Annotated in this window: 17 protein-coding genes; 4 read left to right on the top strand and 13 right to left on the bottom strand. The window is 56.1% G+C overall.

Annotation, left to right across the window (positions count from 1 at the left end; translation table 11 throughout):
- Nucleotides 1-95 precede the first annotated feature (95 nt).
- From QOM10_RS13930 to QOM10_RS13915, 4 genes are read right to left on the bottom strand one after another with little or no spacing between them, the layout of a single operon-like run.
- Nucleotides 96-1,181 (bottom strand): polyamine ABC transporter substrate-binding protein, encoded by a 1,086-nt coding sequence (locus QOM10_RS13930; protein WP_095120851.1) that lies wholly within the window; start codon nt 1,179-1,181, stop codon nt 96-98.
- Between the two features lie 58 nt (nt 1,182-1,239).
- Nucleotides 1,240-1,584, bottom strand: coding sequence for a cupin domain-containing protein (locus QOM10_RS13925; RefSeq protein ID WP_093431317.1), 345 nt, complete (start codon nt 1,582-1,584; stop codon nt 1,240-1,242).
- A 42-nt stretch (nt 1,585-1,626) separates the two neighbouring features.
- Nucleotides 1,627-3,033 carry an FAD-dependent oxidoreductase gene (locus QOM10_RS13920; protein ID WP_316918294.1) on the bottom strand — a complete coding sequence of 469 codons (1,407 nt, stop codon included), beginning with the start codon at nt 3,031-3,033 and terminating at the stop codon, nt 1,627-1,629.
- Nucleotides 3,034-3,085: 52 nt separating this feature from the next.
- Nucleotides 3,086-3,901, bottom strand: coding sequence for a helix-turn-helix domain-containing protein (locus tag QOM10_RS13915; protein ID WP_316918293.1), 816 nt, complete (start codon nt 3,899-3,901; stop codon nt 3,086-3,088).
- A 263-nt stretch (nt 3,902-4,164) separates the two neighbouring features.
- Here QOM10_RS13915 and QOM10_RS13910 point away from each other — a divergent pair, with 263 nt between their 5' ends.
- Nucleotides 4,165-4,437, top strand: a complete 273-nt coding sequence (locus tag QOM10_RS13910; protein ID WP_038367758.1) for a DUF1652 domain-containing protein — start codon at nt 4,165-4,167, stop codon at nt 4,435-4,437.
- Between the two features lie 50 nt (nt 4,438-4,487).
- Here the strand turns inward: QOM10_RS13910 and QOM10_RS13905 are convergent, their stop codons facing one another.
- A complete protein-coding gene (locus tag QOM10_RS13905) occupies nt 4,488-6,962 on the bottom strand; it encodes a UvrD-helicase domain-containing protein (RefSeq protein ID WP_316918292.1) in 2,475 nt (824 codons plus the stop codon).
- A 279-nt stretch (nt 6,963-7,241) separates the two neighbouring features.
- Here QOM10_RS13905 and QOM10_RS13900 point away from each other — a divergent pair, with 279 nt between their 5' ends.
- Nucleotides 7,242-7,937: a pirin family protein gene (locus QOM10_RS13900; RefSeq protein ID WP_127927365.1), complete on the top strand. Its 696-nt coding sequence runs from the start codon at nt 7,242-7,244 to the stop codon at nt 7,935-7,937.
- Between the two features lie 69 nt (nt 7,938-8,006).
- Here QOM10_RS13900 and pgm read toward each other — a convergent pair whose 3' ends face one another.
- From pgm to QOM10_RS13880, 4 genes are all read right to left on the bottom strand, one after another.
- Nucleotides 8,007-9,653, bottom strand: a complete 1,647-nt coding sequence (gene pgm, locus QOM10_RS13895) for a phosphoglucomutase (alpha-D-glucose-1,6-bisphosphate-dependent) (RefSeq protein WP_316918291.1) — start codon at nt 9,651-9,653, stop codon at nt 8,007-8,009.
- Nucleotides 9,654-9,758: 105 nt separating this feature from the next.
- Complete coding sequence (locus tag QOM10_RS13890) at nt 9,759-11,159, bottom strand: PLP-dependent aminotransferase family protein (RefSeq protein WP_316918290.1); 1,401 nt, start codon at nt 11,157-11,159, stop codon at nt 9,759-9,761.
- Nucleotides 11,160-11,208: 49 nt separating this feature from the next.
- Nucleotides 11,209-12,675 carry a hypothetical protein gene (locus tag QOM10_RS13885; protein ID WP_316918289.1) on the bottom strand — a complete coding sequence of 489 codons (1,467 nt, stop codon included), beginning with the start codon at nt 12,673-12,675 and terminating at the stop codon, nt 11,209-11,211.
- 550 nt (nt 12,676-13,225) lie between these two features.
- Nucleotides 13,226-14,248, bottom strand: a complete 1,023-nt coding sequence (locus QOM10_RS13880; RefSeq protein WP_127927357.1) for a zinc-dependent alcohol dehydrogenase family protein — start codon at nt 14,246-14,248, stop codon at nt 13,226-13,228.
- Between the two features lie 269 nt (nt 14,249-14,517).
- Here QOM10_RS13880 and QOM10_RS13875 point away from each other — a divergent pair, with 269 nt between their 5' ends.
- A complete protein-coding gene (locus tag QOM10_RS13875) occupies nt 14,518-15,432 on the top strand; it encodes a LysR family transcriptional regulator (protein ID WP_077573006.1) in 915 nt (304 codons plus the stop codon).
- A gap of 389 nt (nt 15,433-15,821) precedes the next feature.
- Here the strand turns inward: QOM10_RS13875 and QOM10_RS13870 are convergent, their stop codons facing one another.
- The 4 genes from QOM10_RS13870 to QOM10_RS13855 form a co-directional block, all read right to left on the bottom strand.
- Complete coding sequence (locus QOM10_RS13870; protein ID WP_316918288.1) at nt 15,822-17,720, bottom strand: UvrD-helicase domain-containing protein; 1,899 nt, start codon at nt 17,718-17,720, stop codon at nt 15,822-15,824.
- Nucleotides 17,717-20,038, bottom strand: a complete 2,322-nt coding sequence (locus QOM10_RS13865; RefSeq protein ID WP_316918287.1) for an ATP-dependent endonuclease — start codon at nt 20,036-20,038, stop codon at nt 17,717-17,719. Before QOM10_RS13865 ends, QOM10_RS13870 begins: the two co-directional genes overlap by 4 nt.
- 283 nt (nt 20,039-20,321) lie before the next feature.
- On the bottom strand, nt 20,322-22,091 hold the full coding sequence (locus QOM10_RS13860; protein ID WP_316918286.1) for an alkaline phosphatase family protein: 1,770 nt from the start codon (nt 22,089-22,091) through the stop codon (nt 20,322-20,324).
- Between the two features lie 2 nt (nt 22,092-22,093).
- Complete coding sequence (locus QOM10_RS13855) at nt 22,094-23,221, bottom strand: DUF4062 domain-containing protein (protein WP_316918285.1); 1,128 nt, start codon at nt 23,219-23,221, stop codon at nt 22,094-22,096.
- A 531-nt stretch (nt 23,222-23,752) separates the two neighbouring features.
- Here QOM10_RS13855 and QOM10_RS13850 point away from each other — a divergent pair.
- Nucleotides 23,753-24,973: a hypothetical protein gene (locus tag QOM10_RS13850; protein WP_316918284.1), complete on the top strand. Its 1,221-nt coding sequence runs from the start codon at nt 23,753-23,755 to the stop codon at nt 24,971-24,973.
- The last annotated feature ends 132 nt before the right edge of the window (nt 24,974-25,105 follow it).

Here is a 25,105-nt window from a genome sequence, read left to right as displayed (position 1 = left end):
CGCGAAGGCGTCGGGCCAGACAACATTGATGTTGAATGACCGACCGCTTTCGCGAGCAAGCTCGCTCCCACAGGGATTTATGTATGCCTGGGTGATTAACTACCAGTCCGAATCTTGTTCCACACCCGCGTGCGGATCCGGTCAATGTTCAACGGCATCGCCTCCAGCGCAAACAGCTTGCCCATCATCTCCGGGCTCGGATAAACCTTGGTGTCGTTCTTGATCGCCGGGTCGATCAGGCTGTCGGCCTGCTCGTTACCATTGGCGTAGTGCACGTAGTTACTGATGCCGGCCATCACGTCCGGGCGCAGCAGGTAGTTCATGAACGCGTAACCGGCCTTCTCGTCCGGCGCATCGGCCGGCATGGCGACCATGTCGAACCAGATCGCCGCGCCTTCCTTGGGAATCGCGTAGCCGATGTCGACGCCATTCTTCGCCTCTTTGGCACGGTTCTCGGCCTGCAGGATGTCGCCAGAGAAGCCGACCGCCACGCAGATGTCGCCGTTGGCCAGGTCACTGGTGTATTTCGACGAGTGGAAGTAGCTGACGTACGGCCGCACCTTCAGCAACAGCGCTTCGGCTTTTTTATAGTCCTCGGGATTTTTGCTGTGGTGCGGCAAGCCCAGGTAATTGAGCGCCGCCGGCAGCAATTCCGGACCGTTGTCGAGGATCGCTACGCCGCACTTCTGCAGCTTTTCCATGTACTCGGGCTTGAAGATCAGGTCCCAGGAGTCCACCGGCGCATTGTCGCCAAGCACGGCTTTGACTTTGGCGATGTTGTAACCAATGCCGGTGCTGCCCCACAGGTACGGGAAGCCGTGCTCGTTGTTCGGGTCGTTGGTCTGTAGGGCTTTGAGCAGCACCGGATTGAGGTTTTTCCAGTTCGGCAACTGGCTCTTGTCGAGTTTCTTCAGTGCCCCGCCCTGAATCTGCCGAGCCATGAAGTGGTTGGACGGGAACACCACGTCGTACCCGGATTTACCGGTCATCAACTTGCCGTCGAGGGTTTCGTTGCTGTCGTAGACGTCATAGGTGACACCCACGCCCGTCTCTTTCTCGAAGTTCTTGGTGGTGTCCGGCGCGATGTAGTCGGACCAGTTGTAAACCTTGACCGTTTCCGCTGCCTGAGCAAGGGAAACAGCGAGCATCAGCGGTGCCAGAGCGAGGGTCTTGCGGATCATGGATCGATTCCTGTGTGGGTTTTCTTTTTTGTTGGCAGGCAATCAAAGGATCAAACAATCAGAAAATCAGCACGTAGCTCTTGCGCACGGTTTCCTGGATATCCCAGATCCCGAGCGTATTGGCCGGCAACATCAGTGCGTCGCCACCTTGTATGTGCAGGGTTTCGCCGCCACCGTCAGGGGTGAACGTGCAGCGCCCGGAAATGAAATGGCAGAACTCTTGCGCGGTAATCTGCCGACGCCAGCGGCCCGGGGTGCATTCCCAGACGCCGGTTTCAACGCCGTCATCGCGCTCGACGCTGGTGGTCGAAGCAATGGCGACCGGTTCGCCGAGCGGCACGGCCACCGGATTGGACTCGTCGAGTTGCAATGTCGCGGTGTTTTTGAACTGGGTAATGCTCATGGTCTGACCTGTTTTTTGGGCTTTCTTGAAGTAAATCGACGTTTAGTGCATGAAACCTTCCATGAAACCCGCCACCTGACTGGCGAGCTTGCGCCGCCATGGCGCGGTCGCCGGGTTGGCCAGGGTCTGGTCTTCGTGGACGAAGCTTTTGATGATCGCGTTATAGCCGAGCCAGCGACACGGTTCCGGCTCCCACGCGCGCAGTGCATGAATGCCGCCGTCCGGCAGCACCCAGGGCTGATGAACCAGCTCGGTGTCACGCTCAAGAATCAGATCAGCCAGCGTGCGCCCGCCGAGATTGCTGGCGCCGACGCCCTCCCCGCCGTAACCGCCGGATAGCGCGATGCCGTTGGCGCGATCGCAAAGCATGTGCGGTTTGAAGTGCCGCGACATGCCGAGGTTGCCGCCCCAGGCGTGGGTGATCTGCACGTTTTTCAGTTGCGGGAACAGTTCGCCGAACAGATAGCGGCGCAGCTCGACTTCATCGCGGGTCAGATCGAAGTTATGGCGCAACTTGCCGGCGAACTGATAACCGCCACGGGCGCCGAAGATCAGGCGATTGTCGGCGCTGCGCTGGCCGTAGGTGACCTGGCGGCTGAATTCGCTGAAGGCTTGGCCGCGATTGAGGCCGATTTCATCCCAAGTCGCGGCAGACAACGGTTCGGTAGCGACAATCAAGCTTTGCACCGGCAATTGATAGCGGCCCAGCGGCGGCAAGGTCACCGAATAACCCTCGACGGCCGGCACGATCCAGCGGCTGCGCACGCTGGCCTTGGCGGTGCGTAAACTGCCCGACTGCCAGTGGGTGACCGGGCTGTTTTCGTAGATCTTCACGCCCATGTTCTGCACGGTGCGCGCCAGACCGCGCACCAGTTTCGCCGGGTGGATGGTCGCCACATGCGGCGCGTAAATCCCGCCGTACGGTTTGGCCACGCGGATCTGCTGCGCCAGTTGTTCAGGGCTGAGCCAGCGGTAGTCGTCGTCGGTCAGGCCTTGGGCGTGCAATTTGTTCAGGTATTCACGCAGAGACGCTTCCTGCTCCGGATAGCGCGCCGCGCAATACAGCACGCCGCCCTTGCGGTAATCGCAGTTGATACCTTCGCGTTCGAGGACGATCTCGACTTCATCAGGAATGCTGTGTAGCAGATCGAATGAAGCGCGGCGCTGCTGCGGCGACAGCCCGGCCAGCAGACGGTCCTCGCCAAGCAGATTGCCCATCAGCCAGCCGCCGTTACGACCGGACGCGCCAAAACCGGCGGTCTGCGCCTCGACAATCGCAATGTCGAGCCCCGGCGCGAGTTTCTTCAGGTAGTACGCGGTCCACAGCCCGGTGTAGCCGGCGCCGATGATCGCCACGTCGACGTCCAGATCTCGCTCAAGCTCGGGCCGCGCGGTCAGCGGCTCATCGAGTTGATCCATCCACAAACTGATAGTGCGCCACGCCGGCATGCAAGACTCCGCCACTGAAAACCTTCGATGGCGTCGATCCTAGTGGCTGTGCTCAGTCGATGTCTTGCGCGCGTGTCCGCAAAGAAATTTGTTTAACGTAAGCCTTCGGAGACTGGCCAGTGTGCTGGCGGAAACAGCTGTAAAACGCCGACAACGAATTGAAACCGGCAGCGAAGGCCAGTTCATCAATGCGCACCGGCGGCGCGGCGTTATCCAGCGCACGCAGCAAATGTTGCAGGCGCGCCTGATTGACGTAGCGATAGAAACTTTGCCCGAGCACCTGGTTGAGCAGATAGGAAATCTGATTGCGGCTGTAACCACACTCCTTCGCCACCCGTTGCAAGTCGAGTTCAGGATCGAGATACGGCTGCTGCTTTTCAAAGTACTGTTGCAGGTCTTCAGCCATGAAACTCAATTGACGCGGCGACAAGCCCAGGCGACTGACCGCCGGGCGCTGACTTGGCGGACTCTTGCCGTCGGTTTGTGTACGCACCAGTGATGCGTATTCGTTGACGCGCCAGATCAGCCCGTCCTTCACCGTGATCGCTTCGCTTGAGCGAAACGACACCAGCCCGTCGCCGCCGCGCAAGGTCACTTCGTATTGAATGAACGCGGTATTGCCGTCGACGCGAATGCGGTCGCAATGCTCGAGCAGTTCGTCGGATTCACGCGGCATGCTGACGCGCACGTATTCGCGCAACTCGGCGAGACCGAGCACGCGGTTCTGAAAGAAATCGTTGTACTGGATGTCCGGGTGATACAGCGCCATGACGCTGTCGAGGTCGCGGTGCTTCCAGCTCAGGTGATAGCGCATGACCGTGGCCGCCGTAGCTTTGGTCTGTTCTGGGCCGTCGTCGTCGGCGTGCATAAAGGGCTCGGCGAAAAAGAATCGAGCTTGCCCAAGTTCGGCACGCGCTTCAATGGTTAATCCGTAGTGGCCTTTTGGCGATGACTGCGTAGGCCGTGACTTACATCAAAAAATGCGAAGCAATCGCAAAAAGAACTGAAAAATCTCACAGGAATTTCACATCGGGATGCTACTTTTAATGTCAGTCACCGGTTGAGCCAATGAAGGCTCTTCCCTCCTAACATGAGCAAACGGAAGCGCTCGATGAAGAAGGCGGGCAACACATGAATAAAGGGTCAAGCAAAGTCACGTTCCCCAATGCATGCCAACTGATGCGCTGGCATTTTCATCCTATGGGTTTCGAGGCAACGATGGACGCGCCGGGCAGCATGATCGCCCGACTGTTTGATCGCGCCAGTGGCGAAACCATGATCGCCATCGCGGGCATCCCGTGTGCGACGGTGATGAATGCAGCGGATGTCGAACGAATTATCGAGGCTGTGGAGGACGAGCTGGAAGCTTTCGTACCTCCGGAGTCTCTCAGGAGTTACGCATAGCCCTTTGATTTAAAACGAAAAAGCCCACAGCGATGTGGGCTTTTTTGTGCTTATGCGGTTTGTTTGGCGATGCGGTGATCAACGAAGAACGGCTTGCCTTTGGCCACCCGGTCAGACGCCCGGGGCGTGTTCACCGCTTGCGCTTCCTGCGGTTCGACATACCAGTAGCAATGGCTGACCGCGCGGGTGATGCCGACATACGCCAGGCGCAGGATCTCGTCTTTTTGCGCCGTGTCATACGGCTCGCTGTCGCCGGACTTGCCCAGTCCTGCCATGCGATAGACCTGATTCTTATAGGGCGAACTGGTCAGGTGCTGACAGTCACCGAGCAGAAAGACCGCGTCAGCCTGCAAGCCTTTGGCGCTGTGGTAGGTCAGTTGCTTAAGCCGTCGAGCTTGGTACGGCAAGCTCGAATCCACATTAACTACGGACTGAATATGCTCTTCAATCAATGACTTATCGCTGCTTTTTCGATAAAGCATCAATATTGAGTGGCCCTGACGATAATGTTCGGCGAGGCGCTGGCCCAAAGCCTGATCATCGCGCTCCAGCACGTTGACCGGCTGCAGTGGCTTGACTGCGCCGCTGGCCTTGGCCTTCTTGCCGGGGATCGCCGGGGCGGCGCGAACGATGTGCTCGGCCGCGTCGATAATGTGCTGGTGGCTGCGGTAATTGTCGCTGAGCATCACCCGCGTCGTAGCGGGCGACGGGAATTCCTTGTCGAACGCCATAAAGTAGCTCGGCGAACTGCCGCGCCAGCCGTAAATCGACTGCCAGTCATCACCGACGCACAACAGCGACGAGCGCTGCGCTCCCCGTCCGACATGCATCGCCGGGCCTCGACTGCGGATTTCCGTGAGGCTGGCACGGATCCACGAAACGATCTGCGGGGAAACGTCCTGAAATTCATCGATCATCAGGTGCGACAACGGCCTCAGCAGCTCATCGCTCAACAGCTTGAGGTTCTCCGGTGAGTGCTCGCTGAACAACGCGAACATTCGGTTGTAGGTCATGACCGGCGGTTTCTGATCGAGCAGATGATCTTCAAAGGCGCGCCAGAACAGGCTCAACGCCTCAAAGAAAAACCGGTCCGGGTCATCCTTGGCAAAGCTCATGCGACCGACCGCGTCAGGCACATCCAGGCCAAGGTTCTCGATGAAACCTGCTGCGGCGACAAAACAGTCGAGCAACGGCGCCGACGCCAACTCGCCTTTGACCTTGTAATCGAAGCCCGGCCCGGCGCTGGCATCGCCTGCCAAAGTCGCAAGAACACGCTTTGACGCATCATAACTATCTAGCCAAATCAAAGGCTTACGACAGAAAGCTTGAAACAGGGTGCGCTTCACTGCCCACTCTGCGCGCACGCTGAGCTTGGCGTTTGGCCGACTGACCTGCGGATTTTCCCGTGGATCGAAACCGAGTACCACCCAGGCATCCAGGCTCGGAATGTAGCCATGGCAATGGAATTTCGCGCCGTTGATATCGAAACTCTGGCGGTTAGGCTCGATGCCTTTGATCGGCCAGGCTCCGGCGCGCAACCACAGATCTTCAATGGCATCGCACAGTTCTTCATCACGCTGGGAGGCCAACTGCGTCACCGCAACGCGTTTTTGCACGTCCGGGTGATCGCGCTCCAGCTCCTTGAGCTGTAGACCGGCGCGGGACAATGGCTGAATCAGCTGACGGAAACGTTCGTCTTCGTTGAACAGGCGGTGATAACAGCCGTTGAGTTGCTGGCGCTGCACATCGTTGATACGCAAGTCGAACGGATTGCTGTCGACCTCCTCGTCAGCACCATGTGGCCGATTGCTCAGGTTCTCAAACGCCTGCAAGCGTTCAAAACCCGGCAGGCTGCGCACCATCGGCAGGATGCGCGAGTGGAAGGTGCGCACCAGTTCTCGCGCCTGGCGCAGATTCAGCGCCAGACCCCAGAGCGCGAACAGTTCGATCAGTTTATTGATGAAATCCTTGCGCGACTCGCGGGTGAAGGTCACCACGGTCATCGAATCCAGCTCAAAGCCCAGATAGTGGTTAAGCAACAGGATGCGCAGCACCAGCGTGGTGGACTTGCCCGCGCCTGCACCAGCGACCACTGAGGTTGACGGTGTTTCGCTGAAGATCATCTTCCATTGCGCGGTACTCGGCTGCGCGTGCTCGGGCAACAAACGGGCGACATCGGCCTTCATGCGCTTTTTCAGCTCGGCCGTCAGCGGCAGGCGCCAATCGTCAAACAGGTGGTTATCGACACTGGGCGGGCGATGCTCCGGGTTGCGACTGTCACGGATCAGCAGCACCTGACGGCCCTCTTCCAAGCCCTCAAGTTTGCCCTCGTTAAAGCCATATTCGACGCCAGCGGTGTGGCCGCTGCGGAAACCATCGGCCTGACCGTGCAACCAAGACGCACGGTGCTGCGCGCGCAAACGGGTCAAACCATGACCGAAGAAGCGTGCAGCCAGGCGTTTGAACCAAGGCATCTCGGCCAAGGGGCGAAGTTCGGGAGGAAGATCGGGGGTGTGTTGCGCCACGCTGACGGGCTCCAGTGTGTGAGGCTGTTGCGGCTATGGTGTCTGTATTTGCCGTTCAGTTCTAGCGAAATGCTTACAGGTCATTGGTTTAGGCGATGAACTGAAGGTGAGATGAAACCCTTTCGAGGTGTTTTCTTATCGGTCATTTCGATCATAACGCCGCACTTTTTACGCTTTTTATCGATTGTTAGCTGATAGATGATGGCCGTCATAAACCACCGGTGTCGCGTCGGGTGTCATCCATTCACACCCCATGACGAGCCTTTTGAGGAGACGATCATGCTTGAACTCAGACCTTTCAGCTCGCTGGGCGGCGCCCACCACGGCTGGCTGGATGCCCATCACCACTTTTCGTTCGCCGAGTACTACGATCCGCAGCGCATGAACTGGGGCAACCTGCGGGTGTGGAACGATGACGTGATTGCAGCAGGCACTGGCTTCCCGCAGCACCCGCATCGCGATATGGAGATCATCACCTATGTCCGTGAAGGCGCGATTACTCACCAGGACAACCTGGGCAACAAGGGCCGCACCGAGGCTGGCGACGTCCAGGTGATGAGCGCCGGCACCGGCATCGCACACAGCGAATACAACCTGGAAGCAAAAGACACCAAGATCTTCCAGATCTGGATTCTGCCGACGGAAACCGGCGCACCGCCATCCTGGGGTGCCAAACCATTCCCGAAAGGCCAGCGCGAAGGCTTTGTCACCTTGGCCAGCGGCAAGGATGGTGATGACCAGAGCCTGCGGATTCGCGCTGATGCGCGATTGGTCGCGGCCAATCTCAAGGCGGGTGAAACGGCGGAATATCGTCTGGATGAAGGCCGTCGCGCGTATCTGGTACCGGCCACCGGCGTGATTGAAGTCAATGGTTTGCGTGCACAAGCTCGAGACGGTGTGGCGGTGGCACAGGAACGCGTACTGACCGTCACGGCCATTGAGGACAGCGAGATTGTGCTGGTGGATCTGGCTTGATTGCTTGAATGGCGGGCAAAAAAAGGGGCAACCATCATGGTTGCCCCTTTTTTCATGCGCTTGCGAACATCACTTACTGGAGATGGCGCCATCCACCAAGGTCTGCGCTTCAACCACCAATTGCTTGAGGTGGTCGTCACTGATGAAGCTTTCGGCGTAGATCTTGTAGATGTCCTCAGTGCCCGACGGACGCGCGGCGAACCAACCGTTTTCAGTCATCACTTTCAGACCACCAATTGCCTGATCGTTACCCGGGGCATGGCTGAGAATGCTCTGGATTTGCTCGCCGGCCAGTTCGGTCGAGGTGACCTGGTCAGGTGACAGCTTGCTTAGCAGTGCTTTCTGCTCCGGATTGGCCTTGGCATCGACGCGCACCGAGAACGGCTCGCCCAGCTCATCGGTCAACGCTTTGTAAGCCTGGCTCGGATCGCGACCGGTGCGCGCGGTCATTTCCGCGGCGAGCAATGCCGGGATCAGACCATCCTTGTCGGTGCTCCACACGCCACCGTCCTTGCGCAGGAACGATGCGCCGGCGCTCTCTTCACCACCGAAACCCAGCGAGCCATCGAACAGACCGTCAGCGAACCATTTGAAACCGACCGGAACTTCGTAGAGACGACGACCCAAACGCTTGGCAACACGATCGATCAGACCACTGCTGACCACGGTTTTACCCACACCGGCATCCGCGCGCCACTGTGGACGATTCTGGAACAAGTAATCGATCGACACCGCCAGATAGTTGTTCGGCGCGAGCAAACCACCGGACGGCGTCACGATGCCGTGGCGGTCGTGATCCGGGTCGCAGGCAAACGCGACGTCGAAGCGCTCTTTCAGGCCGATCAGGCCCTGCATCGCGTGGCTGGACGACGGGTCCATACGAATCTGGCCATCCCAGTCGACAGTCATGAATCGGAACGTCGCGTCGACTTCCTTGTTGACCACTTGCAGATCGAGGCGGTAATGCTCGGCAATCGCCGACCAGTAGCGCACGCCTGCTCCACCCAGCGGATCAACGCCCAGACGCAGTTTGGCGTCACGAATGGCATCGAAGTCGATCACGTTGATCAGGTCGGCTACGTAGGTGTTCAGGTAATCGTGACGATGCGTGGTGCTGGCCTTGAGCGCCTGCTCGTAGCTGATGCGTTTCACACCGGCCAGTTTCGCGGCCAACAGTTCATTGGCCTTGGCTTCGATCCACTTGGTGATGTGGGTGTCGGCCGGGCCGCCATTGGTTGGGTTGTACTTGTAACCACCGCTTTGTGGCGGGTTGTGCGACGGCGTGATAACGATGCCGTCCGCCAGGCCCGAGGTGCGGCCACGGTTGTAGCAGAGAATGGCGTGGGAAATGGCCGGTGTCGGCGTGTATTCATCACCTTCGGCGATCATCACGGTGACACCGTTGGCGGCCAGCACTTCCAGGGCGCTGGCACCGGCCGGAGTAGACAGTGCGTGCGTGTCGATGCCGACAAACAGCGGCCCGGTGATCCCCTGGGCTTCGCGGTACAGGCAGATCGCCTGGCTGATGGCCAGAACGTGCCACTCGTTGAAACTCAAGTCGAACGAGCTGCCCCGGTGTCCGGATGTACCGAACGCCACACGCTGAGTGGAAATCGAGGCGTCGGGCTGTCCGGTGTAATAAGCCGTTACCAGTCGCGGGATATCGACCAACAATTCTGCCGGTGCCGGTTTGCCCGCAAAAGGACTGAGTGTCATGCAAAACCTCTGAAATAGAGTGGTTCAGGAATGGAGCGCAGTTTACTGGCAGTTTGACCGCAGTGCGATGGGATCTATCCGGAACTCTCCCGATGTTTTTTAACGTTAGTCAGCGGGAGCCAGCCGCAAGGCGTCACCGATCAGCCCGACCACACAGGCCAGGTCATGGTCGGCATGAGTTAGCGGGCTTAAACGCAGATGGTGTGCATGCAGACCTTGCAGGCTGAACAGCTCGCCCGGCGCAATAACGATCTGCTGCCTGAGCAGGCGCTGAAACACATAGCCCATGTTCACCGGTCGCAGCGAGCGCACCCAGACGGTTGCGCCGCCCTGCGGTTCGACAATCTGCAACGCATCACCGAGGCGCTCGCGCAACAGGTCGATCAACTGCGTGCGCCGCTCCTTGAGCATTCGCCGCAATATGGCCAGATGTTGATCCAGCCGACCACCGCCAAGCAGCCTGGCGATGGCCTTCTGGCGGATGGGCGACAAGCGAAACGCGCGCAACAGGAAATGCCTTTGCAATTCATTGCGCCAATGACGCGACAGCAAAAAGCCGAAAGGCGCTTCGGCACCGATGAATCTCTCGAACGTGGAGAACACCAGCAAACGATCAGGGTCCAGGCAGTCGCGCAATCGCAGGACGACACTGCCCTCATGAAGTTCGCTGTAACAATCGTTTTCCAGCACCCACGTGCCGTGATGCCCGAGCAGATGCGCGATTGCCTGCTGGTTGCTCAGTGGGCGCAAGGTGCCTCGGGGCATGCTCAACGCCGCCGACAAAAGAATCAAACGCACCGGCTCACTTTGGAGCAACGACTCCAGTCGCTGCGAATCGATCACGCCACCGGCGAGCAGCGGCAGCTCGATAACCCGCACTTCAGCGGCCTCCAGCAGGCGCAAGATCACCCAGTCACAAGGCGATTCAACGATCACCGTGGCCCGACGCAACTCAAGCACCGAAATCAGTATTTCCAGGACACCGCGCAAGTCGGCGCCGATGTAGACGTCATCCGCGCGCCAGTAATTGGCGGTAGACGAGGTGTAGCGCGCGGCCAGCACCGTGCGCAGTTCCAGCTCTCCGCAAGGTTGCACCAACGCTTGCGGTTGACGAGGATACTGGCGCAGCAGTTCACGCTCCAGCATCAGCAATGGACTGTCCAGTGGTTGCAGCGAGGCCGGTTCATCACCGCTCAACACGCACATGCCGGGTCGCCTCGCGTTGACGTAAACGGTTTCCAGCAAATCACTGCCGCTGTCGGGCGAATCCATCACGTGCAGCGGCTGCGCGTAGTAACCGGACTTGGCAATCGAATAGACCCGCCCTTCCTTCTCCAGCAGCGAATAAGCGTACTGGACGGTCGAGATCGACACATTGAGCCGATCAGCCAATTGTCGCAGCGACGGCAAGCGCACCGGTGGGCTACTCCCCGCCTCGTCTATCAGTAACTTCAGATAGCGATAAACCGCCTGGTAAACGAAGTCATTTTCTCTCGATGTTTTCACGAGCCCGCGCCCATGGGCACAGGTTCACCTCCGGACAGGCAGCGCACAATCAACCTTCCGCCGATCGATCGGCGGGAGGCTCAGCCAGCGTGTCGTCCTCATTTTCGTTCTGCGCTGCACCTTCGCTGGATTCAGGCATGCTCACAGGCCCCATTGCATACAGACGCACAACCATCCTGACGGGCAGCCCGCTGACATCCGTCAACCACTTCAGTACCTGCTCCGGAGCATGCAGCCCTTGCATTGCCCGATGCAGATCCGGCAACGCCACCAGCATCCCGGGATGACAATTACGCAGGAACCGCTCAAGCCCGGCACCCGCGTTGATAAAAGGCGCAAACAAAAGGCATGTCAGCTGGATTTCATTCAGCTCGAAATTGGCCTGCAAAGCGTTTGCCGCCTGCAAACGCAGATGCTCAGGCGCCTGCAGATCGCCGAAGCTCGCCAGCAATTGTTCGCAAACAGGCTCAGGAACCTGCTTTTGCCGCATTGTTATCAGCAGACTGGTCAGGTAATCACTGACGCCGGCCTCATAGGTCCGCCCCTCGATGAATTGCGCCTGCAAACCTCGCAAATGCGCGGCCACCACTGGCTCCACGTGTTCATCATCTCCTTGATAGAGCGTCACGTCGTCAGCCTGAAAGCCCAGAAAATCACTCAACAAAGGCCAGCGTTCTTCGAGTTTGCCGACAATCATGTCGTTGATATTGATAAAACTGGTGCGCCGACAGGCCTCGAAATGGCCTTCCGGGCGCCAGGTTACCCGCTCCTCGTCAGAGTAAAACTCGCGGTAATAATCGCCGCCCAGCCCGTCGAGCAGCGGGAACAGCATTTCAAAACCGGCGGTGCTCATCTGCGGCGCGGCAATCGCGGCTTTGTGCGTGGCGCGCTCCAGGCCGTCGAGGAAGTGCCGCTGACGACGTGCGGACTCACTGCCGATCATCGCGTCAACGCCATTGTTCCAGCGCGCAACCTGACCGTAGAACTCGGCGGTGGCCAGATAAGCGTCATCCCACAATTCAAGCGGTTCATTCCAGGCTCGACGATGCCCGATCAACAGCAGGTTGATACGATTGGTCTCGCGACCTGCTTCGCCAATGGGAGCCTGATGATCAAACGGCAAAACCTCGCGGTGATCCACCATCACCAGCTCTACCCGAGGGTCGTCATACAGAAACAGTGCACTGTAGCTGCGGTGCATGTTTTGCAGGGACGTCTCACTGTTGCCGTTCCAGCGCAAGGTCGCCACCCTTAGCTGAAAGGTCGCAGGCGAACGGCCAGCAATGCTCAACTGCGCGGCCCGCAGCAATGCCAGGGTGTAACAACTGTCGCGCGACCCGGACTGGTTCACCAGCACCTTGAAATGACCGATGTTCTCCATGCCGCCCGCCGCCACTGCCAGTCGCTGGATCAGCAACTGCAGCGCCGTGCGCTCCGCGCGGGAAAAGAAACTCAGCAAACGTTGCAACACTTGCTGGTAGACATAGTTCATTGCCTGATCATGGATCGTGCTCATCGGTATTTACCCAGTATCGAAAGTTTCCTGCCGCACGCACTGAAACATCAGTCAGGCGACAATTCATCAATAAGTAATAGACGTTCGAATGCTAACACTTACAAGTTTGAAGTTATTTGAAACACTTGAGCTGACAAAACCCCTTCAGCCGCTGAATGGCAGCCTCAACCCCCTGTAATTGCTGGGATAATTTTTTCTGAACGCAGTCCTAGGAAACTTCCCACAAGGTCCCACGACAAGTGAGTACAAGAAAAAGAGAAGCGGTTTCCGAATAGGCCTACAACAATTAAACAGAAATAGGCGCGACCAACAGATTTAGCCGTTTTATATCGCACAGGACAAATTGAATACACAGACATGGCTCATTCCTTGAGATGAAAGTAATCATTCAATTATCAGGGCTTACATTGTGATTAGAAGATACAGATCGCGAGCAAAAACCAGTTCAGTTGCTGAACGGTCATGGGGGCATTATCACAGTGCGCTGTTTTTTCAGGAGGGAAGCTAAACGCAGAAGAGTCCGTGGGGCCACGGACTCTGATAACAGGGCTTACGCCGGTTCGACTTGCAACGCTACCCGCTCGCGGCACGGGCATTCGTCCATGTAGCGATGCGCTTCGACGAACTCGTTGAACGGGAATACACGCGTCTTCAGCGGCAGCAACACACGGTCAGCGGTCAACTGGTTGATATCACGCAGGGCGCGTTGCAACGCGACGTGGTCCTGAGTGATGCCCAGTTCCGGCTTGCCGGTAAAGTTGCCGATGCAGTGCACGAAGAACTGGATGTTCTTCTGGAACGCTGCGCAGGCCGGGAACGGCGTCTGGTTGCCGCCCTGCAAGCCGTACAGCACCAGGCTGCCACGCGGCGCCAGTACATCGCCAAGCAGCGACATCTGTGGACCGCCGAGGCCGTCGAACACCACGTCAACGCCACGGTTGTCGGTGATCTTGTTGATTCGCATCAACAGATCTTCCTCTTCGGTGACGATGACCTTTTCTGCACCAAGGGACAGCAGGTACTCGCGTTCCTCTGCTTCTTTGGTCGCAGCGATCACGCGTACGCCCATCGCCTTGCCCAACTGGACAAACGAAGGACCGGCGCAATGGCTGGCGTCCGTGACCAGAGCAAACTGCCCCGGTTTGACCCGCGCCAGATCGGCGTAGGCAAAGTAGGCGATCAGCAATGGCGTGTAATGCACGCTGGCTTCGATCGGGGTGAGCACATCCGGATAACGGGTCAGCGCGGTACGCGGCAGTACGATCGACTCGCCGTAGACCGGGTAGTCGTTCGCACTCTCGGCCGGAAAGCTGGCGACCTTGTCACCCACTGCCAGATCATCGACACCGTCGCCGACAGCGGTGATCACACCGGCCATCTCGTGACCAAGACCCGCAGGCAGTCGCGCCTGAGACGAGGCCAGATTCTGACGCCAGAGGGTGTCGTACCAGCTGATGCCGATCGCCTCGACACGCACCTGCACTTCGCCAGGACCTGGCTGAGCGGCCGCATGCTCTTCGCATTTGAGCACCTCGGCCGGACCAAACTTGTGAAAACGGATCGTGCGGGACATCGCAAACCTCGTCAAAGTAACCTCTAATGCCATGAACTCTATCTGGGCTTTTGACCCAAGACTATCAGTGGCTATTAATAGTCGACATGCCTGTCATTGATTCCGCAACAGGGGCGGCATTGGCAAAATCCATGAAAAACTGCTGCCACCGTCTCAGTAAAGCTGAATTTTCCGGTGCAGAGTACCAGCCTTTCCCCGTAAGATTCATGCCGGCCATTGTTCTCATATGGCCGCTCTCGTCAAGCTTGATGACTCTGCCAGGACTCCAGATGAATCGTAATGACCTGCGTCGTGTCGACCTGAACCTGCTGATCGTATTCGAAACATTGATGCACGAACGCAGTGTGACCCGGGCGGCAGAAAAACTGTTTCTCGGTCAACCGGCGATCAGTGCGGCGCTCTCGCGCCTGCGCAGCCTGTTCGATGATCCGCTGTTTGTACGCACCGGGCGCAGCATGGAACCGTCCGCCCGCGCGGTGGAAATCTTCGCCCTGCTCTCCCCGGCCCTCGATTCGATTTCGACCGCCGTCAGCCGCGCGGCCGAATTCGACCCGGCCACCAGCACTTCGGTATTTCGGATCGGTTTGTCCGACGACGTCGAATTCGCCCTGCTGCCGATGCTGCTCAAACGCCTGCGCGCCGAATCGCCGGGAATCGTGTTGGTGATTCGTCGCGTCAACTACATATTGATGCCGGGCCTGTTGGCCTCCGGCGAGATCTCCATTGGCGTCAGCTACACCACGGACCTGCCGGCCAACGCCAAACGCAAGGTCCTGCGTCGCAGCGCACCAAAACTGCTGCGCGCCGATACCGTGCCGGGGCCGTTGAGCCTGGACGACTACTGCGCACGTCCGCATGCGCTGGTGTCATTTGCTGGCGACCTCAGTGGCTTTATTGATGAAGAGCTGGAGAAACTGGGCCGCAAACGTCATGTGGTGCTGGCCGTTCCGCAGTTCAATGGCTTGAGTACGTTGCTGGCAGGCACTGACATCGTGGCGACCGTACCGGATTACACGGCAGATGCGCTGACGGCGGCTGGCGGGGTTCGCGCGGAAGATCCACCGCTGCCGACGCGCACGTTTGAACTGCATATGGCGTGGCGTGGGTCGCAGGATAATGACCCGGGTGAGCGGTGGTTACGGTCGCGGATTCAGATGTTTTTTGGCGACCCTGAGAGTCTCTAGGCGTCGTGGGGCAGGCTGTTCATCTGATCACTCTGCCTTTCCACAAACCATGAAGCTCCATTCACTTCCAGTGGATTAATACGTTGGGGGCATATTAGAGGGCATGCTTTGGATGGTTTGAAAAGGATGCCCCCAGCCTGAAGTCCAATAGCCCTTTTTCGGAAAAATCATACGCTACTGCTCGCAAACCACCATCGCACCAACTGTTTTGATCGTTAGCAATCGAGTGTAGGCTCTACTCTACTAGTCTCGATGTCTGTTCTAAACCAATTGTCGTAACCAGAGATGCGTAGCTTTGGGTCGACATGAGTCAGTCGCCGTAAGCGGCATTCTACCGATGCCGTACAGTCATGAAAGGCACAGGCAATGAACGCGGAAACAATCCAGAGCTAAGTTAGAGCGGCGTCCAAAGCATACTCATCCACGATGTCGACAGACTCGAAGATTCCGGTCTCGGCGATTTTTTCTCGAGCATTTTCGATGTCCTGCACGAACATGACGACAGCGAGATCCCTAGTCGCTCGGGAACAACACACGTAGAAAAGCCTTCTGGTGCGATCCATCACGCTATCCTTGCCCTGCGCAAAGTTTTCCATATCAGTATCTGAGGGTTCCACAATGCCGAAGTACTTTTCGTAGGAGAACTGCCTTTGCCCCCTGCCTTCTTCGTCATCTATGAGCACCAAAACTCGTTCAAATTCCGCCCCTTTCACTCCCTGCTGGGTCGCAAACGGTGAAAGATCTTCGAGGTAGTGACGATAGCCAGCTAATTCACCGACACCGCAACGTAGGAAAGCCGACACTGCAGGGATCTCAGGATCATCATCGTCGGCTGGGCGGTCTGGGCCCAAGTATTTTTCCCACGCTTCGTCCAGCTGCAGCAGACCTGCTGCCTGGGAGTGAACGAGCACGTCCTGCATTAATGCATCGCTCGAAAAAATGAGTCTGGCCAACTCTGTTGTGGATACTTGCAATGCCCGAAGCACCGCTACCGGATCGCCACCGACAAGAGCCGTTGGCTGTAGTAACGGACATTCCGAACGCAGGAAAGTCATGACGTCGAGCTTTCGGTTTTCTGAAACCGCAATTGCCAAGGGTATCAAGTAACTCAGAAACGGCCGCAGTGGCCATGCGGTGCCGTCCTTGAGACCCTCCTTGATGGACGGTGGTGCTTCGTTGTCATTCAAAGCAGCGTAAAGATTAGGAAAGCCGAGCCTCGCCGCAGCCATCCGATGCACGACCACCAACACTCGGAAGTCAGCGGCAGAGTCATCACTCACCCAATGATCGTCTTCGTTCGCACGCCGCATCCATTCACGAACTTTGTCTAGCTTCACTGAGCGATGGTCATCCGCTCTCAGTAGGAAGAAGCGTGCAGATCCCATGACAGGTTCAGGATTGCCGTCAACCCAGTTCATCCGGCCTCGTGTTTGACACAAACCGTCATCGGGCTCCCGGATAGCATTCACTACTTGGAGCACTCGTTGCGGACACCTGAAGTTTTCGGGCTTGGTGATTTGCTCCCAGCCTGTGGCCGTCTCGATAACTCCAACACCGTCAAGGTAGATTTTTTGCATGGGATCGCCAAAAAATCCAAGGCAGAACTCCACAGGAGTCGTCTCGGCAATCCTTCTAAATGCAGTCACTACCTCGGGACGCGTGTCTTGGCTTTCATCAATGAAGAGGACTGGATACCTGCTGGCGATGACATCACGAAGCAACTGGCTCTGCTCGATTAGCTCGACCGCCGCCGAAATAACGTCGAAGTGCCCGAGTACACCTCGTCCGAAATCGCTTCCCGCGCCGTAGTTAAAATGAGTCAAATGCCTTACGGACTCAAGGTGACGCTGGTAACGCGCGATATCTTTCACGAGCCGCTCACGAGTTGCTGCCCGAGTCCTAGGCTTGTCGTGATGTTGTTGCGCCTCGGCGATTTTCTCGTGGATCCTTGCGATGACCCAAGCCTTCAAATTTACTTGGAATGGCCTAATTACCGTCCACAGAAAACTATGAATCGTCGACACGTGGAACAGCGGATCGTTACCTACGTCACCCCAGATTTCCTTGACCGCTACTTCAGTGTAGGTAATGCAAGCGACTCTCTGACCACGCACGTTGAGTTTTAGTCTTCGCGTCTGGCCGAGGTGCGCAAGGGCTTTTACCAGCGACGTCGTCTTCCCAGAACCCGCGCCGGCAACCATGACAAAGCTGCGTTGAGGACGCTGATCCAAGCACATTCGCAATTCAATATCTGCTTGAGTATCCGGCTGACCGATACGTGCAGTCATACGTCGCCTCCGTTGAGAGGTTCTTCCACCGCAGCTACTGCCGGCGGTGGTGGGGCGACCAGATCCTCTAACCAACGAAGACCATCCGAAATGTAATTTGGCACCGCCCATGCAGACGGCTCTTGAGCCAGCAGCCCGAGAGCGAAATCAGTTTTACGAAAACTTGAGCTTTTGACCTTACGGTAGAGGCGCTCCGCAATACCTTCGATTTCCAGATTGTTGGAACCCTTGATGCGTAGGCCAAGATCCTTGCGGTCCAGGTGCTGCGTCCAGGTTAGATTTTGCAGTGCGAACGCTTCCTCCAACGTCCTACCTGTCCTCACTTGAGTCGCCCCGCTCCACACCACCTCTACAGGTGTCTGGTAGGCAACGCGCACGAGGGCGCCGCCTTCTTCATCTCGGAGTTGAGTGCGCTGTTCGGCAGTCGCAGCCAGCAGATCGTCGATCGTGGTGTGCCCCGGCAGCCACTTGATCAACATCTGGTTTGAAGTAAGAGCTCCTGCTTCATGAACCATGCACGCCTTGCGCCCTGTACGTTTCGCTTCAGCCTCTTCAGCTTCCTCATTGTCGTCAGGCTCTGCATCCGCTGGATCCTCATCAACCGGTACCTCGCCGTTTGCGGGTAAAGCGCCCCCTGCGGGCGGCGAAACACTGTCAATGTCGGTCACGATCAGAGAAGTGACCCCCAAGAAATCAATAAGGCCTTTGAATCGATGGCCGAACGCGCCACCCACTTCTAAAACGCTCAAATAATTCGACTGAAGTCGAGGTGCAGCTTTAGCAATCATTTGCGGCATCAGTAGCCGCTCGACGTTCCCCTCAACCAAAATGGCCGCATCAGCGAAGAACAGGTCGCAGTGCGTTAGCCTAAGGTATCGCTCAAGAAAATCCCTAGTGCGGTCATTTGGGTCGCTAGGATCTACGGCCGCCTCATAAAAAGCTGTCATGCTGAGCACTTGAGATTGCTGTGTGCCGGCATCCGCTACTCGCCGAAAATACCGTATGGGTTTAAAGCCTCGTTCGTAAAGGACGTGAGGCGAGTGTGTCGAGACTACAAGCTGGCTGGTGCAATATGGGGCGTCTTCCTCGGGCACGGCGAGGATGTCTAACACCTTCCGAATGAATACCTGCTGCAACTGAGCATGGAGATGCGCCTCCGGCTCTTCTATGAAGATCAGGTGGAGCGGTGGGCGGTTTTCCTCAATGTCCAACCATCGACCATGAACATCGAGCAGTTCAACAACCATATAAATCAGGTTCTTGAAACCGAGGCCGTTGTACCTATCAGGCAAGGTTGCCGTGACCTCTGCTGCTCCGAGAGCGCCGAGCGCGTAGTGAACACGTGCCCCTTCATGGCTACTCAGGATGGTCGCAGGGTTCAATGCAGTCTTGATCAGCAGCCGAGGATTATTGACCCCGGGATATCCCAGATCGGCCAAACGCTCCAAAGTGGGACCGAAGACACGTTCCAGATGGTCATTCAGCAGACTCTCGGACTGGTATAGTGCGCGCTGAGCGTCATAGTCCTCGCCGCGCTTCTCAAGGTTCCGTTCATAGAAACGACTCAAACAACGGGAGAGATCTTCGGATCGAGATCCAGCATTGGAGTCGGACAGGTGACGCTGGGCATGCAAACAGTCGACCTTTACCAAGCTACCCAGTACATCCCTGCCGCTACGACCCTTATCAGGAAGCAGGCGTAGAGGCACGTAACCATCAAGCTGTTTAAAACCAGCGTCAAATCCGGCGCTATCGAGTATGTAGTACCGCAATTCGAAATCACGCCTTAGCCTGTCACCCACGGTGTCTGCAATGAAGTCACAAAGGTCACGCGGTCGCGGGTTGTACCCGTCTTGCGCAATGGCTGATGCCACGCCTTCCCCTGCTGGCTGCAACTGAGCACGCCGCGCGCCGGCCCGTGCTTCTTGGAAACTGCTTCTCAGCAGGCCGGCATCTGTTGCTGCGAGTTCCACTCGAATACCAACCCGGGCACCTTGCCACTCTAGGCTAGGTAGCAGATCTACAACTCGATGCAGATCGGCTGGCGTGACGCAAAACCAGATGTCGAGGGAGATGGTTGGCAGTTCGACTCCGTCCGCCCCATCTCCGAAAGCGTTGATGGCATCCCAGCATTCTGAGCTGAAATCATGGAGGGTAAATCGATCCTTCGAAGCTGAGGTAAAAAGCTGCAAAGCGTGCGCCGCAGATGTTTTACCGCTGTTGTTGGCCCCGACAAATATTGAAATATCGGACGCCAGATCAATACGAGTGTCCTTCAGACGACGGAAATTACGTACCCAAACGGTCTCAATATGCATATCACTCAGCTCCCTGAAGATAGTTTTTTAACACTGAATGAGTCGCTTCCAATTTCCTAGACACGCCAGGTAATTTAGTTGGGTGCACAGGCCCTCTGACCAATGTCCACTTCTGGCCGAAACCTGCGGTTATCCGCACGCAACGAAAGCGTCCTACCAGCTAGGAACCCAAATCGAAAACTATTAAGGCGTGCACTAGAAAACTGAAACAGCCAATCTAGAAAACTGCAACGAACATCCGGAATGCCCCAACCACTTCAAACCATCAGGCCCGTTGCTCCCTTCACTCTTGAAACGGCTGCACCGCCTGCAAATGGTTCGAGAAACCCGAGTCTGTCTCACACCGCCACGTCGCCCACAACTTACACCCCTTCCCTTCCCCCACATCCAACTCGAACGCCAGCCAGTTCCTGGCGGGCATCATGTAACGGTTAGATCCCGGAAAAAGCATCATTTCAACGCAATGCTGTACATCAATCGACTGAATCTTACTGGCAGTCTGGTTCAACAGCTGGAGGAAAAGCCATTCCGATACCCCTATCAGCGAGGGATGAACCACACCGGAAGAGGTGAACTGTTGAACCTGCGCCCAGTTGGAGGTCGGAGCAATATCCCTGCGATAACAACTGCCCCAGGCCGCGACATGCACATCCCCAGAGGCGATCGATACGCGTAGAAACTTTTTCTCCGCAACGCGTGTTAGCGTTTCAAGAAGCCGTTTGCGTTCACCTTCATGATCTCCGTGAGACCAATGATCCTTCAAATCATCGGCATTGCTGTCGAGCACCTGATCCTGACCAAACGTATCAAGCAACCCCTCAGCCAACGACAACTTAGGATGTGCCACAGGCACAGATGACATGAAAATCAAATGCTGACACTTGCTACCTGGGTGAGCCGGCTTGCCATCGCGAAGCGTGTCGAGCCAGTCCTGCATCGCCTTCCAGCTTCTCTCACCAAGTACCTGAGTGCGAGAGCGCTCCGTACGTAAATCCCCCACATACAAGGACACAGGTCCTATGTGATGAGCAAAACTGAACCCCGGCTGCTGATCGAGAAACGGCAGCGCCAATGGATCGCCCGCGAGTTCCACACTCCATTCGATCGGCTCAAACTGCGGATCCTGTTTTGAAATATTCACCCGCTGTTGCTGCGCCAGCAAGGGTGGCAAATCCTCGAGTGCGTGCTGAAGCTGAAAGACCCAAAACGCCTGGCGAGCACAACGTATCAACACTTGGAACACCGAGCAGTGCTGCATCTCAGGACTGTAGGAGCCCCAGCCATCGAAGATGTCGTGGTCATCCCACATCATCACCGTTGGTATACGCGACATGGCATCGGCCGCATCCAGGTTCGGCAAACCCTTGCCCCAGTCGCGACGCGTGTCCGGTAACCAGCGCTTGGCATAGAGCTCGAAATAATACGACTCGATCTCCTGCTCAAGCGCAGCATTTACCTTGAATTTCAGCTGGTCCTTACGCGACAACCCGACCCAATGCTTGAGAGGTTTGACATCCTCCCAAATCGAGTCGAAGTAGATCTGATCCCCACCCATTAGCAGCAAGTGGAAGCGCTTCAGATGTTTGTCATGGATTCGGCTTTCGTGCCAAAGCTGTTCTTTGTCCAGCTCAAAACTATTGGGACGCAGTTCACTGTCATGATTTTCGATTAGATCTGCCCAAACAGCATTTTGAGGTTTGGCCAACTTGCGCATTGCAGCCGGATCCGAAAAGCCATTGCATGAGACATACGCCATCCTGGGCGCATAGTCTTTCCCGGGCACAGAGAACTTCCATCTAAAATTTTCCCCCACCAAACCAAACTCTACGACCCGCTCCTCTTTCTGGAGAGCGCAGCTCAGGTCATAACGAAGGATGGTTTCCTTGCGCCCCGCCAACAGAACCACAGGTACTGGGCATGCTTTCCCTTCGATAGAGAGTTGGGGTACCGGCGAACCAGTGGTAATACCGATCAACGCAGTGACCCTCCATTTCCCAGCACTGATTCCTCGAAACGAAAGCACTGGCCCCACGGTGAAAAGCGACTTGGCCATCCTTAATATCTCCCCTGATATTCAGCAGCGATTACCCTGACGATTTTGGCGCGCGAAGCGGCCCTCCTCGCCAAGATGTCAGCCTCGCCGGTTTGATCCAGCCACTCCATGAATCGTTGAAGGGCATGGCGGGTTTGTGATTCATCACGACAATTTGCCAGGAACGCAAATTGCACTTTCTGTACATCGTCCGCGACGAAGATGCCGAAGGAACCACTGACCACAGTGGCATCGGCGAAGCCTAGTAACGCGGTCGCCTGCGTCTCTGTTGCACCTCGATGACAGGCAATCAGATGCAATGGCCCAACTGCGGTTTTCAAAGCATCCGCATGAAGGTGATCTCGTAAGAAGGGTTTACCGACAAGCTCGCGCGCAGCAGCAACAGTGAATGCGGCCGGGATGGCGTGAACCAGAACCGCGACTTTCGCGCCGGCAATGGGAACAACGACGGCAGTCTCGCTTGAAGGTGCATCTGTCCCGGTAAGCGCTCTCAACAGAACGGATTCCATGGCGCGTTTGCGCTGACGGAAATCGAGACGGGTCCAGTCCAGCGCCTGCCCCATGTCAAAACGCGTAGAGGCCGCTGCCGTAACACCTCGCTGGGTGAGCACAACCAGAGCATCAAGAAGCGCTTCATGCACCCGAGTGCGCAATTGCTCGACAGTGGAAACAGTACCGCCTCGAAAAGGCGTCTGCAGCGAGACAAAATCCTGGAACAGTTTATTGCGTGCAGTCTCTGCGTCCTGCCCTTCATCCACCGGAATATTCGGCATAGCAATAAGGCGCACCTTGCCGCGGGTGGTGGCTAGGCCTTCCATGTATTCAGCGTGGCAAATGCCAATGTCGCCAGCACGCTTGGCCCAACCTGCATTGCCATTGGACAACACAAGCATCACATCGCAATCACGAACAGCCTGTAGACATGTATCCCAGCTATCGTCCATAGCATCGGCGGGAGGAGCGTCTTCATTGATCCAGACTTCAAACACTTGCTTGCCGAACAGCTTTGTACCTTCAATCTCGCGCTTGAGCTGCTCTCGAATTGAGCTAAGGGTGTGATCGCTATCAATGGGGAAACGGTCGTTGCAACGACTCGAAAGCATGACCTTGATTTTTTTGGACTGGGCCATCCTTGCTCCTAAACCTCAACCAGAGGCTCTAACAGCTCTGTGATCAAAGGTGATCCTTGCGCGACAAAGCTGAGCCGCGCGTGCAGTCCTCCTAGAACAGCACAGAAGTAGCAAAATGCAATTATTTGGACATCGCGTTACCAGCGCCACCCTCTGCATTTGTAACGAAACATGTCGAATATTAGATGGACTTTGAGCCATGACAATTTCGCGAGCCAAAAGTACCCATCTAGACGCTGTGTGCTCCCAACTGTGTAAGGGACAGCCCCTCGATGGCAGCAAAAATTAAAATTGAAAACCTGCACCCTTTTCAAGAAGAAAGCATAACAATGCACTTTTCTAGCATGGCCAATTAGCTAGACAAATGTTATAAAAATGAAAAACTTCGGCACAGCACCCTCACTTCCGCCATTGCTGGACAAGTGTCTAAGTGCCGACTAGCGTTGATCCAACCACCACTTTAAGCACATGCACTCATTGGGTTGTTGAGTCTAGTGGTGACTCACTTACAATCAGCAATCCGGAGCAGCCATGAACGACAAGTTAGAGTCCGATAAGCGGTCAGTTGAGACAGGCCCTATTTTTTACTCAGCCCTAGTTATGGGGTTGATTATGATTGGAACAGGCACCTTTTTCGAAGTAATGCACCTTGGGAACTTCACATTAAAAATTTTCATGTTCTGTACGGGGCTAGGAATAATTCTTGGTGCTTTTGGTTCTAAGGCCAGCGTCACCCTACCGGGCCAATCAATGACGATCATCGGGTGTGCGGCACTCGCAGTCGTCATATTCTTTATAATTTTGGACCGCATGGACGGACGTTACCTACGTATAAAAATAGAGGGGGACACTAGAGAGGCTACGATGGTTTTCGAGGGCGACAATGATTTTTTTGGGTCCCGATTAAAAACCAGTTATGACTTTGTAGTTTTCGACAAGGACATTGTTCGCAAAAAACTGGCTCTCATCGTCAACATTGGTGATAGAGAACAAATATTTAGCTGCATTGATGCTGCTTTATTAAGACCATATCTAGGATCAGGAGATACCCTTCAATGGCGTTACAACTCCCAGGATGCAAGCCTAAACGACGAGACCAATAAATTAATTGCCAAGGTTGGCCCATGCCCCAGTGGGACCAGTACAGGCGTTGTCGTTGAAGTAATACCCGCTATTGATGGTTCGTCTTGGTCGCTGTTGCAAACGGCTTATGCGGAAGAGGAAACTCCAACGGTTGATGAGTTAATCAATAATTTGAACTCCGACAGTACCTATGTGAGGCGCGATGCCCGCTCTGAGCTCGGAAAAAAAGGAATGCCCGCTGCAAGACCCCTGTTAACCAAAGTACAGAGCACTGACAGCTCCTATCGAACAAAGCTTGGTGCGCTTGTCTCGCTCAATGAAATTGCTCAATCAAATGCTGGCCAAAGCGGAGCACTGAAAGCAGTTGTTGAAGAAGACGATTTGAAGGCTCTGACCAAGGCGTCCGCAAGTGACGACGGCACCGTACGATCCTACGCAACCAATGTCCTAGTCAACTTAAAGGATCCGCGTGCTATTCCTTTGGTCATTCAACAGTTTCCAGAATCAAGCGAAGACGGCCAACGTAACCTGCTAGTGGTCCTTAGTCAGACGGTTCCCCTTGCCGATGAGAAACAGAAACAATCCGCGGCTGAAATTGCTACATCGGTCGAACCGAAAGATGAGGCTACGTCGGTGCTGATTAAATCTATCCAGGCTGCGGCCGAGTGAATCCTTAATCGGAGTAACCGTTAGAACGTATCGGTACCGTTAGCGACCTCTCATCATGGTGCAGGCGCAACGGCAAAATAGGTTGCGGCATGGAACAGGCTCTTTGCAAGCTTGAGGCGTATCTCCTCACGC

The organism is Pseudomonas sp. P108 (genome assembly GCF_032613195.1).
Taxonomy (GTDB): domain Bacteria; phylum Pseudomonadota; class Gammaproteobacteria; order Pseudomonadales; family Pseudomonadaceae; genus Aquipseudomonas.
Note: the sequence above shows the minus strand (reverse complement) of the source record. Positions and strands in the feature narration are given on the sequence as shown.

Coding starts and splice junctions, on each gene's coding strand:
- QOM10_RS13930 (WP_095120851.1), bottom strand. CDS start 1,181: ATGATCCGCAAGACCCTCGCTCTGGCACCGCTGATGCTCGCTGTTTCC.
- QOM10_RS13925 (WP_093431317.1), bottom strand. CDS start 1,584: ATGAGCATTACCCAGTTCAAAAACACCGCGACATTGCAACTCGACGAG.
- QOM10_RS13920 (WP_316918294.1), bottom strand. CDS start 3,033: ATGCCGGCGTGGCGCACTATCAGTTTGTGGATGGATCAACTCGATGAG.
- QOM10_RS13915 (WP_316918293.1), bottom strand. CDS start 3,901: ATGCACGCCGACGACGACGGCCCAGAACAGACCAAAGCTACGGCGGCC.
- QOM10_RS13910 (WP_038367758.1), top strand. CDS start 4,165: ATGAATAAAGGGTCAAGCAAAGTCACGTTCCCCAATGCATGCCAACTG.
- QOM10_RS13900 (WP_127927365.1), top strand. CDS start 7,242: ATGCTTGAACTCAGACCTTTCAGCTCGCTGGGCGGCGCCCACCACGGC.
- pgm (WP_316918291.1), bottom strand. CDS start 9,653: ATGACACTCAGTCCTTTTGCGGGCAAACCGGCACCGGCAGAATTGTTG.
- QOM10_RS13885 (WP_316918289.1), bottom strand. CDS start 12,675: ATGAGCACGATCCATGATCAGGCAATGAACTATGTCTACCAGCAAGTG.
- QOM10_RS13880 (WP_127927357.1), bottom strand. CDS start 14,248: ATGTCCCGCACGATCCGTTTTCACAAGTTTGGTCCGGCCGAGGTGCTC.
- QOM10_RS13875 (WP_077573006.1), top strand. CDS start 14,518: ATGAATCGTAATGACCTGCGTCGTGTCGACCTGAACCTGCTGATCGTA.
- QOM10_RS13870 (WP_316918288.1), bottom strand. CDS start 17,720: ATGACTGCACGTATCGGTCAGCCGGATACTCAAGCAGATATTGAATTG.
- QOM10_RS13865 (WP_316918287.1), bottom strand. CDS start 20,038: ATGCATATTGAGACCGTTTGGGTACGTAATTTCCGTCGTCTGAAGGAC.
- QOM10_RS13860 (WP_316918286.1), bottom strand. CDS start 22,091: ATGGCCAAGTCGCTTTTCACCGTGGGGCCAGTGCTTTCGTTTCGAGGA.
- QOM10_RS13855 (WP_316918285.1), bottom strand. CDS start 23,221: ATGGCCCAGTCCAAAAAAATCAAGGTCATGCTTTCGAGTCGTTGCAAC.
- QOM10_RS13850 (WP_316918284.1), top strand. CDS start 23,753: ATGAACGACAAGTTAGAGTCCGATAAGCGGTCAGTTGAGACAGGCCCT.